Origin of the sequence: Pseudomonas sp. 22072 (assembly GCF_052046095.1) — a bacterium.
In the GTDB taxonomy this organism is placed as follows: domain Bacteria; phylum Pseudomonadota; class Gammaproteobacteria; order Pseudomonadales; family Pseudomonadaceae; genus Aquipseudomonas; species Aquipseudomonas paracarnis.
Genome location: NZ_JBQEQE010000011.1, coordinates 111897 through 126517, shown reverse-complemented (window position 1 = coordinate 126517; position 14621 = coordinate 111897). Strand labels below are relative to the sequence as shown.

Below are 14621 nucleotides of genomic sequence, written 5' to 3'. Positions count from 1 at the left end.
TGCCTGCGATGGCGATTTNGTCCAATCTGTCGCTGACCCACCGCAATCGCAGGCAAGCCAGCTCCCACATTGGCGGTATTCCAACCTGACTCAGCGTACGGCTTCGAAGAGTCCGGTGGCGCCCATCCCACCCCCCACGCACATGGTGACAACCCCGTAACGCAGGTTGCGCCGTTGCAGTTCGCGCACCAGGTGCCCCACCTGCCGCGAGCCGGTCATGCCGAACGGGTGCCCGATGGAAATCGAGCCGCCGTTGACGTTGTATTTGGCATTATCGATCTCCAGGCGATTGCGCGCGTAAAGGCACTGGGAAGCAAAGGCCTCATTGAGTTCCCACAAGTCGATATCCGCCACCTGCAACCCCTTGGCCTTGAGCAACTTGGGCACCGAGAACACCGGGCCGATGCCCATCTCGTCCGGCTCGCAACCGGCCACGGTAAAGCCACGGAAGAACGCCTTGGGCTTGAGCCCCAGTTCCAGAGCTTTTTCCAGGCTCATCACCAGGGTCATCGACGCACCGTCGGAGAGCTGCGAGGAGTTACCTGCAGTCACCGAGCCATCCTCGGCAAACACCGGCTTCAAGCCGCTGAGGCTGGCCAGGGTGGTGTCCGGGCGGTTGCAGTCGTCCCGGTCTACCACGCCATCCAGGATCTGCACCGCGCCAGTGTTCTTGTCCTCGACCTTGTACTTGACCGCCATCGGCACGATTTCATCGTTGAACAAGCCATCAGCCTGGGCCTGGGCGGTGCGTTGCTGGCTTTGCAGCGCATAAAGGTCCTGGTCTTCGCGGCTGACGTGATAGCGGCGCGCAACGATTTCGGCGGTCTGGCCCATGGGGAAGTAAATGCCCGGCACCTGTTCTTTAAGCAGCGGGTTGATCAGGTTATCGGTGTTGACGCTCTTCATGGTCAGGCTGATGGACTCCACGCCACCGGCAACAATGATGTCGCTGCAGCCCGAAGCGATCTGGTTGGCGGCAATGGCAATCGCCTGCAAGCCCGACGAACAGAAGCGGTTGAGGGTCATGCCGGCCGTACCGGTGCCCAGTTGCGAGAGCACCGCCACGTTACGCCCGATGTTATAGCCCTGGGCGCCCTCGTTGGAGCCGGCACCGACGATGCAGTCTTCTACCGTCGCAGGGTCGATACCGTTGCGGGCCAGCAGCGCATTGACACAATGGGCCGCCATGTCATCGGGACGGGTCTGGTTGAACTTGCCGCGAAAGGATTTGGCCAGGCCGGTTCGCACGCTGTCGACGATCACTACTTCACGCATGGGCTACCTCGATCTTGTGGTTGTGGATCGAGGATAGATCCAGGCCTGGCCGACCGCGATGATCATTCACTGCGTGGATGCAAAAGCATGGAGCCTCTGTAGGAGCGAGCTTGCTCGCGAAAAACTAATAGGCGCCNATCGTTGACGTTTTTCGCGAGCAAGCTCGCTCCTACAGGCTATTTCTTTTTCTTTTTGTCGTGCTTGTCGCTTTTATCAAACGCTTCTTCCAGCGCACGGTTGATGGTGCGCAGCACCTTGACCCGCGCCCAGCGCTTGTCGTTGGCCTCGACCAGAGTCCAGGGCGCCACCTCGGTGCTGGTGCGGTCAACCATATCGCCCACTGCCGCGCGGTAGTCGTCCCACTTGTCGCGATTGCGCCAGTCGTCTTCGGTGATCTTGAAGCGTTTGAAGGGGATTTCTTCACGGGCCTGGAAGCGCTCCAGTTGCGTCTCCTTGTCGATGGCCAGCCAGAACTTGACCACGATCACCCCCGCATCGCGCAGTTGCTCTTCGAAGTCATTGATCTCGCCATAGGCGCGCATCCAGTCCGCAGGGGTACAGAAGCCTTCGATGCGCTCCACCAGCACGCGGCCGTACCAGGAGCGGTCAAACACGGTGAACATGCCGCGCGCCGGGATTTTCTGCCAGAACCGCCATAGATAAGGCTGGGCCCGTTCGTCTTCGCTGGGCGCGGCAATCGGCACGATGTGGTACTGGCGCGGGTCCAGTGCTGCCGCCACACGGCGGATCGCCCCGCCCTTGCCCGCCGCGTCGTTGCCCTCGAACACGCTTACCAGCGCGTGCTTGCGCATACGTTTGTCGCGCATCAGGCCAGAGAAGCGCGCCTGTTCGGTAATCAGTTGCTCTTCATAGTCGTCCTTGTCCAGGCGCAGGGTCATGTCGAGGCTGTCGAGCAGGCTCTTTTGGTCCTCCGAGGCAAGCAACGGCGCCGGGTTCATGCCGCTGGCCTTGACCTTGGCCTGCTTCAGGGCACTTTGCAGCCCATCGAGCAGGATCTTGCCCACGGTCAGCCCACGGTAATGGGGGTCGACGCCTTCGATCACATGCCACGGCGCGTAATCGCGGCTGGTGCGGCGCAGCACACGCTCACCGAAATGCACGAACTTGTCGTAGGTCTTGGACTGCTGCCAGTCCAATGGGCTGATGCGCCAGCTGTGCAGCGGGTCGTCGGCCAGGGCCTTGAGGCGCGCCTTCATCTGTTTTTTGGACAGGTGGAACCAGAACTTGAAGATCAGCGCACCTTCATCGCAGAGCATCTTTTCCAGACGTTCGGCGCCGGCGATGGCCTGGTCCAGGCGCGCATCCTTGATCTGCCCATGCACGCGGCCTTGCAGCATCTGGCTGTACCAGTTGCCGAAGAAAATGCCCATGCGGCCCTTGGCCGGCAGTTGCCGCCAGTAGCGCCAGGCCGGTGGACGCGCCAGTTCTTCGTCGGTCTGCTGGTCGAAGGTGCGCACTTCGATCAGGCGCGGGTCCATCCATTCATTGAGCAGCTTGACGGTTTCACCCTTGCCCGCGCCCTCGATGCCGTTGATGAGGATGATCACCGGGAAGCGTTTCTGCTGTTGCAGCTCGTACTGAACTTCCAGCAAGGCTTCACGCAAGGCCGGCACTTCGGCGTCGTAGGTGTCTTTGTCGATGGCGTGACCGATTTCGGCGGATTCGAACATGGGCAGCTCCGTTTCAAGATGGCTCAAGACTAGCGGATTGGGCCCCGACACGCGCAAGGAAATACAACCCAGCCTTGCCATGGATCAATTCAACGCCGGTTGATCGGCTAGAATGGCCGCCTTGCCTTTGCCCGCTTTCATTTTATGAGCCGCCATGAACCCCATCACCCACGCCCAGCTCGACTGGGATGACCAAGGCCGCCCGCATTCGCGGGTATTCGACGACGTGTATTTCTCCGACCAATCGGGCCTGGAAGAAACCCGCTACGTGTTCCTGGAGCAGAACCGCTTGCAGGAACGCTTCGCCGCCTTGCCCGCAGGTGGGCGCCTGGTGATTGGTGAAACTGGCTTCGGCACCGGCTTGAACTTCCTCTGCGCCTGGCAGTTGTTCGAACAGCACGCAGTCGCCGGTGCGCGGCTGCACTTCGTCAGCGTGGAAAAGTACCCCCTCAGCCATGCCGACCTGCAACGCGCCCTCGCCCTCTGGCCCGAACTGCAACCCTTGGCCGAGCAACTGCTGGCGCAATACATTGCCATCCACCAGGGTTTCCAGCGCCTGGTACTGGACAACGGCCGCGTGACCCTGACCCTGTTGATCGGCGATGCGCTGGAACAATTGCCGCAACTGGACGCCCAGGTCGATGCATGGTTTCTCGACGGGTTCGCCCCGGCGAAAAACCCCGACATGTGGACCGCCGAGCTGTTCGCCCAACTGGCGCGCCTGGCGGCACCGGGCTCGACCATCAGCACCTTCACCAGCACCGGCTGGGTAAGGCGGTTGATCAATGCAGCCGGGTTCAAGATGAAACGCACGCCAGGCATCGGCCATAAGTGGGAGATCCTGCGTGGGGAGTTTGTCGGTTGGCCCGCCGACTTACCCGCGCCGGCCCCACGTAAACCCTGGTTCGCCCGGCCACCCGCCATCGAGGGAGAACGTCATGCCTTGGTCATCGGCGGTGGCCTGGCCGGTTGCGCGACCGCCGCCAGCCTGGCCGCCAGGGGTTGGCGTGTCAGCCTTCTGGAGCGCCACGCCGGCTTGGCACAGGAAGCGTCGGGCAACCCACAGGGTGTGTTGTACCTCAAGCTTTCGGCCCATGGCACGGCCTTGTCCCAGCTGATAGTCAGCGGTTTTGGCCACACCCGACGCCTGCTGGAACATTTGCACCGAGGTGTCGATTGGGACGGCTGTGGCGTGTTGCAACTGGCGTTTGACGCCAAAGAGATCCAGCGTCAGGCTCAATTGGCAAACGCCTTTGCTCCGGACCTGTTGCATCTGCTGGACCGCGAGCAGGCGCAGCAAAAGGCGGGAATCGAACTGGCCCACGGCGGGTTGTTTTTTCCAGAGGGCGGTTGGGTGCATCCGCCCGCGCTGTGCCAGTGGCAGGCCAAACATCCACTGATTGAAGTGCTCACCCACCACGAGGCACTGGAACTGCACCGGCTCGACGACCAATGGCAAGCCCGCGCCGGTGACCGCGTGCTGGCCAGCGCCGGTGTCGTGGTGCTCGCCGGGGCTGCGGAGATCAAGCGTTTCCCCTTCAGTGCTGACATACCGCTCAAGCGCATCCGTGGGCAGATCACTCGGCTGGCGCAAACCTGCGCGAGTAAAGCGCTGGCCACGGTGGTCTGTGCCGAGGGCTACGTCGCGCCGGCCCGGCTTGGCGAACACACCCTGGGCGCGAGTTTTGACTTCAACAATCAAGACCTCACGCCCACGCCCGCCGAACACAGCGGCAACCTGCAGATGCTGCGCGAGATGTCTACCGACCTGCTGCAGCGCCTGGGTGCCGACCGCCTGGCGGCCGAACAACTGGAAGGCCGTGCCGCGTTTCGTTGTACCAGCCCCGACTACCTGCCCATCGTTGGGCCATTGGCCGACCATGCGGCGTTTCAGCAGGCTTATGCGGTACTGGGCAAAGACGCCCGGCAAGTGCCGCAAACGCCCTGCCCGTGGCTGCCGGGGCTGTTTCTCAATAGCGGCCATGGCTCGCGTGGCCTGATCACTGCACCGTTGTGCGGCGAACTGCTGGCTGCATGGCTGAGTGATGAGCCCCTGCCAGTGCCAACCAGCGTAGCCGAGGCTTGCCACCCCAATCGATTTGCCCTGCGCGCGCTGGTGCGAGGCCAGGGCGCTGCACAAAAAAAGCCGGATTAAAGGCAAGGCGGCTATTTGCCTTATAACTTATCGGTCTAAAACTCCACGCATAGCACTGGGTCAGTTTCTGGGTACGCGCCCTTTTGGGCGTATTGAGTATTGACCCCTCCCCAACGGAAAAACCGGTAAGGAATTTATGTGTGGACTAGCTGGCGAGTTACGCTTTGATCATCAACCTGCCGACCTGGCAGCCGTAGAACGCATCACGCACCACCTCGCCCCCCGAGGCCCCGACGCCTGGGGCTTTCATGCCCAAGGGCCGATTGCCCTGGGCCACCGCCGCCTGAAGATCATGGACCTGTCGGACGGCTCCGCCCAACCGATGGTCGACGCCCATCTGGGGCTGTCCCTGGCGTTCAATGGCGCTATCTATAATTTCCCGGAGCTGCGCCAAGAGTTGGAAGCCCTGGGTTACGCCTTCTATTCCGGCGGCGACACCGAAGTGTTGCTCAAGGGTTATCACGCCTGGGGCGAAGCGCTGCTGCCCAAGCTCAACGGCATGTTCGCTTTCGCCATCTGGGAGCGTGATGCCCAGCGTCTGTTCATCGCTCGTGACCGTCTCGGTGTGAAGCCCTTGTACCTGTCGCGCACGGGCCAGCGCTTGCGTTTCGCCTCGGCGTTGCCAGCGTTGCTCAAGGGTGGGGATATCAACCCGATCCTCGATCCGGTCGCCCTCAACCATTACCTGAATTTCCACGCCGTGGTCCCTGCGCCGCGCACGCTGTTGGCCGGCATCGAAAAGCTGCCGCCCGCCAGCTGGATGCGCATCGACGCCAGCGGCAAGACCGAACAGAAAACCTGGTGGACCCTGCCCTACGGGCCCCATGAGGACGAAAAACACCTGACCCTGGAAGACTGGACCGACCGCGTGCTCGACAGCACCCGCGAAGCCGTGGCCATTCGCCAACGTGCGGCGGTGGATGTGGGGGTGCTGCTGTCCGGCGGCGTCGACTCGAGCATGCTCGTCGGCCTGCTGCGTGAAGTGGGCGTGGAGGGTTTGTCGACCTTTTCCATCGGCTTTGAAGACGCCGGCGGCGAACGTGGCGACGAGTTCCAGTACTCAGACCTGATCGCCAAACACTACGGCACCCATCACCACCAACTGCGCATCGCCGAAAGCGAGATCATCGAGCAACTGCCGGCCGCCTTCCGCGCCATGAGCGAGCCGATGGTCAGCCATGACTGCATCGCCTTCTACCTGCTGTCGCGGGAAGTGGCCAAGCATTGCAAAGTGGTGCAGAGCGGCCAGGGCGCCGATGAACTGTTCGCCGGTTACCACTGGTACCCGCAAGTGGACGGTGCCAGCGACCCGTACGCGGCCTATCGCGAGGCGTTTTTCGACCGCAGCTACGACGACTACGCGGCGACCGTCGCACCCCAATGGCTGACCGCCAACGACGCCGCCGGCGATTTCGTGCGCGAGCACTTTGCAATGCCGGGCGCCGACGCGGCCGTGGACAAGGCCCTGCGCCTGGACAGCACGGTGATGCTGGTGGATGACCCGGTCAAGCGCGTCGACAACATGACCATGGCCTGGGGCCTGGAAGCGCGCACGCCGTTCCTCGACTACCGCCTGGTAGAGCTGTCGGCCCGTGTGCCGGCCCAGTTCAAGCTACCCGACGGCGGCAAACAGGTGCTCAAGGAAGCGGCGCGCCGGGTCATCCCCAGCGAAGTCATCGACCGCAAGAAAGGCTACTTCCCCGTGCCCGGCCTCAAGCACCTGCAGGGCGATACCTTGAACTGGGTGCGCGAGTTGCTGCTGGACCCGAGCCAGGACCGCGGGCTGTTCAACCCGGCCATGCTCGACCGCTTGCTCACCGACCCGCAAGGCCAACTCACCCCACTGCGCGGCTCCAAGCTGTGGCAGTTGGCGGCGCTGAACCTGTGGCTGAGCGAACAAGGAATCTGATCCATGAAACCGAATGCCGCGGCTTACAGCCAACGCTTACTCAAGGGCCAGGCGCCGACCTACGAGCGCCTGCAAGCGCGCCTGGCCGAAGATGGCAGCGCACTGGCCGCCGACCCGATTGCCGTGCATTGCGGCTGGGGCCGTTTGTTGATCGGCCACACCTTTCCCGACCCGGCAAGCCTGGCCCAGGAACTGCTCAACGAGCAGCCTGGCGAGCGCGATATCGCGCTGTACGTGGCAGCGCCCCAGCAAATCCTGGGCATTGACCCGCAGCAACTGTTCCTCGACCCGTCCGACACCCTGCGCCTGTGGTTCACCGACTACCGCCCGGCCACCCGGGTGTTTCGCGGCTTTCGCATTCGCCGGGTGCAGAGCGAGGCCGACTGGCAAGCGGTCAACCACTTGTACCAGGGCCGCGGGATGCTGCCTGTCGACCCGGAACGCCTCACCCCACGTCATCAAGGCGGCCCGGTGTACTGGCTGGCCGAAGATGAAGACAGCGGCGCGGTGATTGGCAGCGTAATGGGCCTCAACCATCACAAGGCCTTCCACGACCCGGAGAACGGATGCAGTCTCTGGTGCCTGGCCGTCGACCCTCAATGCACGCGCCCTGGCGTCGGTGAAGTGTTGGTGCGCCACTTGGTGGAGCACTTCATGAGCCGAGGCTTGAGCTACCTGGACTTGTCGGTGCTGCACGATAACCGCCAGGCCAAGAGCCTTTACGCCAAGCTCGGCTTTCGGGCGTTGACCACCTTTGCAATCAAGCGCAAGAACGGCATCAATCAACCGCTGTTTCTGGGCCCGGGGCCCCAGGCGGAGTTCAACCCTTACGCGCGCATCATTGTCGAAGAAGCCCACCGACGCGGTATTGATGTGCAAGTGGACGATGCCGATGCGGGTTTGTTCACCCTTAGCCACGGCGGGCGTCGCGTGCGTTGCCGTGAGTCCCTGAGCGACCTGACCAGCGCCATCAGCATGACCCTGTGCCAGGACAAGAGCCTGACCCACAAGGTGCTCAAGGCGGCGGGCCTGCAGGTGCCGGTGCAACAGTTGGCGGGCAGTGCCGACGACAACCTGGAGTTTCTCGACGAACACCAGCGCATCGTGGTCAAGCCGCTGGATGGCGAGCAAGGCCATGGTGTCGCCGTGGATCTGCGCAGCATCGAAGAGGTGCAGCAGGCGATCGAAGCGGCGCGCCAGTTCGACAGCCGCGTGTTGCTGGAAAGCTTCCACGAAGGCCTGGACCTGCGGATTCTGGTGATCGGTTTTGAAGTGGTCGCGGCTGCGATTCGTCGCCCCGCCGAAGTGATCGGCGACGGCCAACATTCGATTCGCGCGTTGATCCAGGCGCAAAGCCGTCGTCGGCAGGCGGCCACCGACGGCGAGAGCAAAATCCCGCTGGATGCAGAAACCGAGCGCACCCTCAAAGCCGCAGGTTACGACTACAACAGCATCCTGCCCCGTGGCGTGCAACTGGCCGTGCGACGCACCGCCAACCTGCACACCGGGGGTTGCCTGGAAGATGTCACGGCGATCCTGCACCCCACGCTGGTAGACGCGGCCGTGCGTGCGGCCCGTGCTCTGGATATCCCTATGGTCGGCCTGGACCTGATGGTACCTGCCGCCGACCAGCCAGAGTATGTGTTTATCGAAGCCAACGAACGGGCCGGCCTGGCCAACCATGAACCGCAACCCACGGCTGAGAAGTTTGTGGATTTGTTGTTTCCACACAGTCAGCCGGCTACCTGACTACCGATCGTTCCCACGCTCCGCGTGGGAATGCAGCCTGTGACGCTCTGCGTCACCACAGCGGACGCAGAGCGTGCCTGAGGCATTCCCACGCAGAGCGTGGGAACGATCGCACGATCGCAGAGCGTCGATCGCCCTCAACTCATCAGGAGTTTCCATGACCCGAACCATTCCCGAACCCGATCTCGCGTACCTGCAAAAAGTGCTGCTGGAAATGCTCGCCATTCCCAGCCCCACCGGTTTTACCGACACCATCGTGCGTTACGTCGCCGAACGCCTGGAAGAGCTCGGCATTCCGTTTGAAATGACCCGGCGCGGCACCATTCGCGCCACCCTCAAGGGCCAGAAGAATAGCCCTGACCGCGCCGTCTCCGCCCATCTGGACACCATCGGCGCCGCCGTGCGCGCGATCAAGGACAACGGGCGCCTGACCCTGGCGCCGGTGGGCTGCTGGTCGAGCCGCTTTGCCGAAGGCAGCCGGGTCAGCCTGTTCACCGACAACGGCGTGATTCGCGGCAGCGTATTGCCGTTGATGGCCTCCGGGCACGCGTTCAACACTGCCGTGGATGAAATGCCGGTGAGCTGGGACCATGTAGAACTGCGCCTGGACGCCTACTGCGCCACGCGTGCCGACTGCGACTCCCTGGGCATCAGCGTCGGTGACTACGTGGCGTTCGACCCACTGCCCGAGTTCACCGAGAGCGGGCATATCAGCGCTCGCCACCTGGACGACAAGGCCGGCGTCGCCGCCCTGCTCGCCGCGCTCAAGGCCATCGTCGACAGTGGCGAACCCTTGCTGATCGACTGCCACCCGCTGTTCACCATCACCGAGGAAACCGGCAGTGGTGCAGCGGCCGCCCTGCCCTGGGATGTGAGTGAGTTTGTCGGCATCGATATTGCCCCGGTCGCCCCCGGCCAGCACTCCAGCGAACACGCGGTGAGCGTGGCCATGCAGGACTCCGGCGGGCCCTATGATTATCATCTGTCCCGCCACTTGCTGCGCCTGGCGTCGGAGAACGACCTGCCGGTACGCCGCGATCTGTTCCGCTATTACTTCAGCGATGCGCACTCGGCGGTCACCGCCGGCCATGATATACGCACCGCCCTGCTGGCCTTCGGTTGTGACGCCACCCACGGTTACGAGCGTACCCATATAGACAGCCTGGCCGCCCTGAGCCGCTTGCTGGGCGCTTACATCCTCAGCCCGCCGGTATTTGCCAGCGATGCGCAACCGGCCCAGGGCTCACTGGATCGGTTCAGTCATCAGATCGAGCATGAAACGCAAATGGAGAGCGACACCCGCGTGCCGTCGGTGGACAGCCTGGTCGGCCAGAAGTCCTGACGCGGTGAGTTGATACTGGCAACAAAGGTCCCGGCACAGTAGCATCGCCGGGACCTGACACCTGAGGCTTGTATGCTGATTCCCTACGATGCACTTGAAGTCGACACCCTGACCCGCCTCATCGAAGACTTCGTCACCCGCGACGGCACCGACAATGGCGACGACACGCCCCTGGAAACCCGCGTGCTGCGCGTGCGCCAGGCGCTGACCAAAGGCCAGGCGCTGATCGTCTTCGACCCCGAGAGCGAGCAATGCCAGTTGATGCTCAAGCACGATGTGCCCAAGCATCTGTTCGACTGAAAAGCTGCGCCTAAGGGTTGGGCACCGGCACGGGATGAGTAGCCTGGCCCTCGCCTTTGAGAATCTTGCGGTACACCTCGGAGCGGTACACGTTGACGCCCATCGGCGCCTCGATGCCAAACTTCACATGAGTGCCGTTCACGTCAAGGATATGCACGGTGATGTCATCGCCAATGGCGATGGCTTCGCCTATGGCACGGCTTAAGACCAGCATGGCGGTAGTCCTTTTCCAGTAACAGGACCTCGACCATGCCCCCTTGGCGCTGGACCGACAATGGCTTGCGGGCAAATCAGGCATCTCCTACACAGGTAGGTAACTTGCCTGACAGACCCCAGCCAAATCAGGCCTTAACAGCCTGCGCCTTGGCGCGCATCTTGTCGGCCATCAGGGTCATTTCGTCATACAGCAACTGCGGATTTTTCTGTTTCAACGCCCAGGCCATGCGGCCTTGCTCGTGGGGCAGGATCATGAATTCGCCTTCGGCCACGCGCTGGTAAATGTAGTCGGCAATATCCGCCGCCGAGATGGGCGAACTCTCAAGCAACTTGCCCACTTGAGCCTTCATGGCTGGGGTTGGCCCACGGAACGAGTCGAGCAGGTTGGTCTGGAAAAACGACGGGCACACCACATGCACGCCCACTTCCTGTTGCTTGAGCTCCACCAACAGGCTCTCGGACAACGCCACCACGCCCGCCTTGGCCACGTTGTAGTTGCTCATGGCCGGGCCTTGCATCAGCGCTGCCATTGACGCGATGTTGATGATCCGCCCCTTGCTCTTTTCCAACAGCGGCAGGAACGCCTTGCAGCCTTTGACGACGCCCATCAGGTTGATTGCGATCTGCCAGTCCCAATCCTCCAGGGACAGTTCAGCGAAGAACCCGCCCGAGGCCACGCCGGCGTTATTGACGATCACATCGATGCCCCCGAGCTTCACCTCACAGGCCTGGGCAAAGGCCGTGAGCTGGCTGTAGTCACGCACGTCGCAGCGCTGGGTAAAGCCATCCCCCCCGGCTTCGCGAACCTGCTTGAGGGTTTCCTGCAAACCGGGCTCGCTGACATCAGACAACGCCAACTGCCAGCCTTCACGGGCCCAGCGCAGAGCGATTTCGCGACCCAGGCCAGACCCGGCGCCAGTGATCATCATGCGGTTTTGCATAGGAGGTAGCCTTGTGGTTCACGAAAGAAGTGACCGGCAGTGTAGCGAAGGTTTTTGCTCTACCCACGCACCATCAGGGTGATGAATGCCCCGGGCAAACCGCGGGCCCGGTCGCAAGCGTGCCTATCGACTAAGTTCAATTTTTTTCAACTGATTAGTTCAAGTTGCGCACGCGTTAAAAGAAATAAGCGTCACATCAAAATGTTTTATAAAAACAATGAATTTTCTACGAAGTAGCAGAGTCGGAATGGGTAAGGCGTCCCACTGTACATGGACGAACCAACGGTTAAACAGCCGGTTTTTGCAAAGAACCTATAAGGAATAAAACCATGAGCCTCATTCTGATTATTATCCTGATCCTGCTGCTGGTCGGTGGCCTGCCCGTGTTCCCGCACTCGCGTAACTGGGGTTATGGACCGTCGGGTATCCTGGGTGTGGTGCTGGTTGTTCTGCTGGTGCTGTTGTTGCTCGGCAAGATATAAACGCCGCGCTACGCTTTTTGTAGGAGCGAGCTTGCTCGCGAAAAAGGTACAGGCGCCGCGTTTATTCAGGACGCGCGTTATCGTTGACCTTCTTCGCGAGCAAGCTCTCTCCTACAAGTAAGAAAGCAAAAAAAAGAGGCCCTCTAGAGGGCCTCTTTTTTATTGCCGGTCAGTTAGTCCGGTTTGCCATCTACCACACCTGCGGTGTTATCCAGCAGGCTCTTGGTCGCGGTCTGCAGGAACGACTCGAGCTTCTGCTTGAGCACAGCTTCGTCCGGCGACTCAGGAATCACCTTGCCAGTCGGCTCGGCGCCCAGTGTGTATTCCCACAACTTGGGTGGCATTTCCTTGGGCAATACCAGTACGCGGTCGCCGGTGAGCAAGGCCACGGTCTGGTCGCTGCCCGATGGCTTGATCACGCCGAAACCCTTGTCACCTTCCGGCAGGTTCAGCAGGTCGCGGCCCCAGCACTGGTGCAAGGTATCGCCGCCCAGGCGGCCCATGATGGTCGGCACGATGTCGATCTGGGTGCCCACGGTGTGGTCACGCTCACCGAACTTCTCGCGCATGCCCGGTGCAATCATCAGCATCGGCACGTTGAAGCGACCCAGGTCCATCTCGGTGATCTGCTGCTCATTGCCAAAGCCGTGGTCACCGACGATCACAAACAGGGTTTCCTTGAAGTACGGCTCTTTGCGGGCCTTTTCAAAGAACTGGCCCAAGGCCCAGTCGGAGTAACGCATGGCCGTCAAATGCTCGTTGAGGCTGCCACGGTCGGTGACCTTCTCAACCGGCAATGGGGTCGGCAATGCGTACGGCGTGTGGTTGGACAGGGTTTGCAGCAGTGCGTAGAACGGCTTGCCGCCTTCGCGCGCCTTCAGTTCTTCCAGGCCACGGTTGAACATGTCCTGGTCGGACACGCCCCATGTAGGGTCGGAGAACACCGGGTCGACGAAGTCATTGCGGCCGATGAAGTTGGTCATGCCCTGGTTGCTGAAGAAGCCCGACTGGTTGTCCCAGGCGAAATCGCCGTTGTAGACATACACATCGTCGAAATCACGCGCACTGAGCAACTGCGGCAGGCCCGACAGCTTGTGGCTGCCTTCCGGAGTCTGCATCAGGTATTCGAAACCCGGCAGGTTCGGGAAGCAGGCCATGGTGGCGAACATACCCTGGTGGGTGTGGGTGCCGTTGGAGAAGAAGCGGTCGAACAGCAAGCCCTCGTGGGTCAACTTGTCGAAGTACGGGGTGATATTGCCCGGACGTCCCAATGCGCCCACCGAATGACCAGCGAAGCTTTCCATCAGGATCACCACGACGTTCTTGATCGGCAGGGTTTTCTCGGCCGGTGGCGTGAAGTCACGGCGCACGGCAGCGGTGTCGGTGTCTACCAGCTTCTCTTGCGGCAGCACCAGCATGTCACGCACGGTCTGGGTGGCCAGCGGTTGTTCCAGGGTCGCCTTCCAGATGTTGGCGCGGTCTTCACCAAAGCGCGCCTTGGCCGCCGCGATCAGCGACAAGGTGCCATTGAGGCCCAACTGGTTGGCGAAGTTCGAATCGGTGGTGTAGACGTCACCCCAACGCAGCGGTGGCCCCTGGCGCAGGGTGCCACGGATGGCGACCACGGCGACCAGCAGGCAAACCATGAACACTGCGATGCGGCTGTACCATGGCGCCACCTGGCGCGTGCTGATAGTGCCGCCGCTGAACGGGCCCCGTGGGCGCGTTGCGCGGTCAGCGCCCTTGAAGGCCATGCTCAGGATCAGCGTGCCCACGGCCCAGGCCAGCAGGTAACGCACCACCGGGAAACCGTACCAGAGCATGCTCATCACGGTTTTCGGGTCTTCCTTCACATACTGGAAGACCAGGCCGTTGAGGCGCTGGTGGAATTCGCGGTAGAAGTCCATCTCCATCAAGCCCAGGAACAAGGCGATGCTGGACGCGACGGTCAGCCACAAACGGAAGAACCCGCGCGCCGCCATGGCCCGCACGCTGAACAGCGCCAACAGCAGCGGAATCAGCAGGTACATCACCAGGCGAATGTCCAGGCGCAGGCCGTTGGCGAACGCTTCAAGGAACGTCGAGGCCGGCGTATCGAGGATCATCTCGCGGTTGTAGACCAGCAACGCCAGGCGCAGCAGGGAAAACATCACCATCATGACCAATGCGCAGAGCAGCGTGTACGCCAGATGGGATTTGACGGTCGGTTGCAGCAGGCGATTTGAAGCTCGCTGCTGATTCAGGGCGTCCGGGTTTGCCATGTCGTTTTAGGACCCATTGGAAGTTTAAGTTGCGAAATAATGCAGTGGCGTCCGTCCCTCGCCCAGGCTAGCTGGGGTAGGCGGTTAACGCGGTGGCACAAATGGTGCCCGATCGAGGCCGGCAAGGCTATTAATTACTGAACGTAAGGCACGGCCCTGCCTTTAAGGGCACTGGAGATAGAGCCCTGGCAGCCGGATAAAGCCGGCGAATTGTCTTGGATGGGATGTGAAAATTTCGTGCGGCGAATACTTTCGACACACAAATTTAATTAACGCCGTAAACCCCACTGTGGGAGCTGG

General features: G+C 61.7%; 11 protein-coding genes. 6 read left to right on the top strand and 5 right to left on the bottom strand.

Translation table 11 applies throughout. The annotated features are described in order from the left end of the window. Positions 1–90: 90 nt before the first annotated feature. Positions 91–1275 carry a thiolase family protein gene (locus ACTJLA_RS13895; RefSeq protein ID WP_057977018.1) on the bottom strand — a complete coding sequence of 395 codons (1185 nt, stop codon included), beginning with the start codon at positions 1273–1275 and terminating at the stop codon, positions 91–93. 176 nt (positions 1276–1451) lie between these two features. Further along, complete coding sequence (gene pap, locus ACTJLA_RS13890) at positions 1452–2966, bottom strand: polyphosphate:AMP phosphotransferase (protein WP_314549832.1); 1515 nt, start codon at positions 2964–2966, stop codon at positions 1452–1454. Positions 2967–3120: 154 nt separating this feature from the next. Between pap and mnmC the strand changes: the two genes are divergently transcribed. The 5 genes from mnmC (at position 3121) to ACTJLA_RS13865 (ending at position 10421) form a co-directional block, all read left to right on the top strand. Next, positions 3121–5121 (top strand): bifunctional tRNA (5-methylaminomethyl-2-thiouridine)(34)-methyltransferase MnmD/FAD-dependent 5-carboxymethylaminomethyl-2-thiouridine(34) oxidoreductase MnmC, encoded by a 2001-nt coding sequence (gene mnmC / locus ACTJLA_RS13885; RefSeq protein WP_054920482.1) that lies wholly within the window; start codon positions 3121–3123, stop codon positions 5119–5121. Positions 5122–5257: 136 nt separating this feature from the next. Further along, positions 5258–7030 (top strand): N-acetylglutaminylglutamine amidotransferase, encoded by a 1773-nt coding sequence (locus ACTJLA_RS13880; protein WP_314549827.1) that lies wholly within the window; start codon positions 5258–5260, stop codon positions 7028–7030. A 3-nt stretch (positions 7031–7033) separates the two neighbouring features. Then, positions 7034–8779 carry an N-acetylglutaminylglutamine synthetase gene (ngg, locus tag ACTJLA_RS13875; protein WP_137204244.1) on the top strand — a complete coding sequence of 582 codons (1746 nt, stop codon included), beginning with the start codon at positions 7034–7036 and terminating at the stop codon, positions 8777–8779. A 157-nt stretch (positions 8780–8936) separates the two neighbouring features. After that, positions 8937–10121 (top strand): osmoprotectant NAGGN system M42 family peptidase, encoded by a 1185-nt coding sequence (locus ACTJLA_RS13870; protein WP_034126152.1) that lies wholly within the window; start codon positions 8937–8939, stop codon positions 10119–10121. 72 nt (positions 10122–10193) lie between these two features. Continuing rightward, entirely contained in the window at positions 10194–10421 is a 228-nt protein-coding gene (locus tag ACTJLA_RS13865) for a YheU family protein (RefSeq protein WP_003192759.1), read from the top strand. A 10-nt stretch (positions 10422–10431) separates the two neighbouring features. Here ACTJLA_RS13865 and csrA read toward each other — a convergent pair whose 3' ends face one another. Together csrA and ACTJLA_RS13855 are read right to left on the bottom strand one after the other, a co-directional pair. After that, the gene (gene csrA, locus ACTJLA_RS13860) at positions 10432–10635 is read right to left on the bottom strand and encodes a carbon storage regulator CsrA (protein WP_072433735.1); all 204 of its coding nucleotides are present in this window, start codon (positions 10633–10635) and stop codon (positions 10432–10434) included. A gap of 127 nt (positions 10636–10762) precedes the next feature. Beyond that, complete coding sequence (locus ACTJLA_RS13855) at positions 10763–11578, bottom strand: SDR family oxidoreductase (RefSeq protein ID WP_014719268.1); 816 nt, start codon at positions 11576–11578, stop codon at positions 10763–10765. Positions 11579–11907: 329 nt separating this feature from the next. On the opposite strand from ACTJLA_RS13855, the gene ACTJLA_RS13850 reads away from it, so the two are divergent. Then, complete coding sequence (locus ACTJLA_RS13850; protein ID WP_003192767.1) at positions 11908–12060, top strand: DUF3309 family protein; 153 nt, start codon at positions 11908–11910, stop codon at positions 12058–12060. Positions 12061–12233: 173 nt separating this feature from the next. On the opposite strand, the gene ACTJLA_RS13845 is transcribed toward ACTJLA_RS13850, so the two are convergent. Next, complete coding sequence (locus ACTJLA_RS13845; RefSeq protein WP_034126149.1) at positions 12234–14321, bottom strand: LTA synthase family protein; 2088 nt, start codon at positions 14319–14321, stop codon at positions 12234–12236. Positions 14322–14621: the final 300 nt, after the last annotated feature.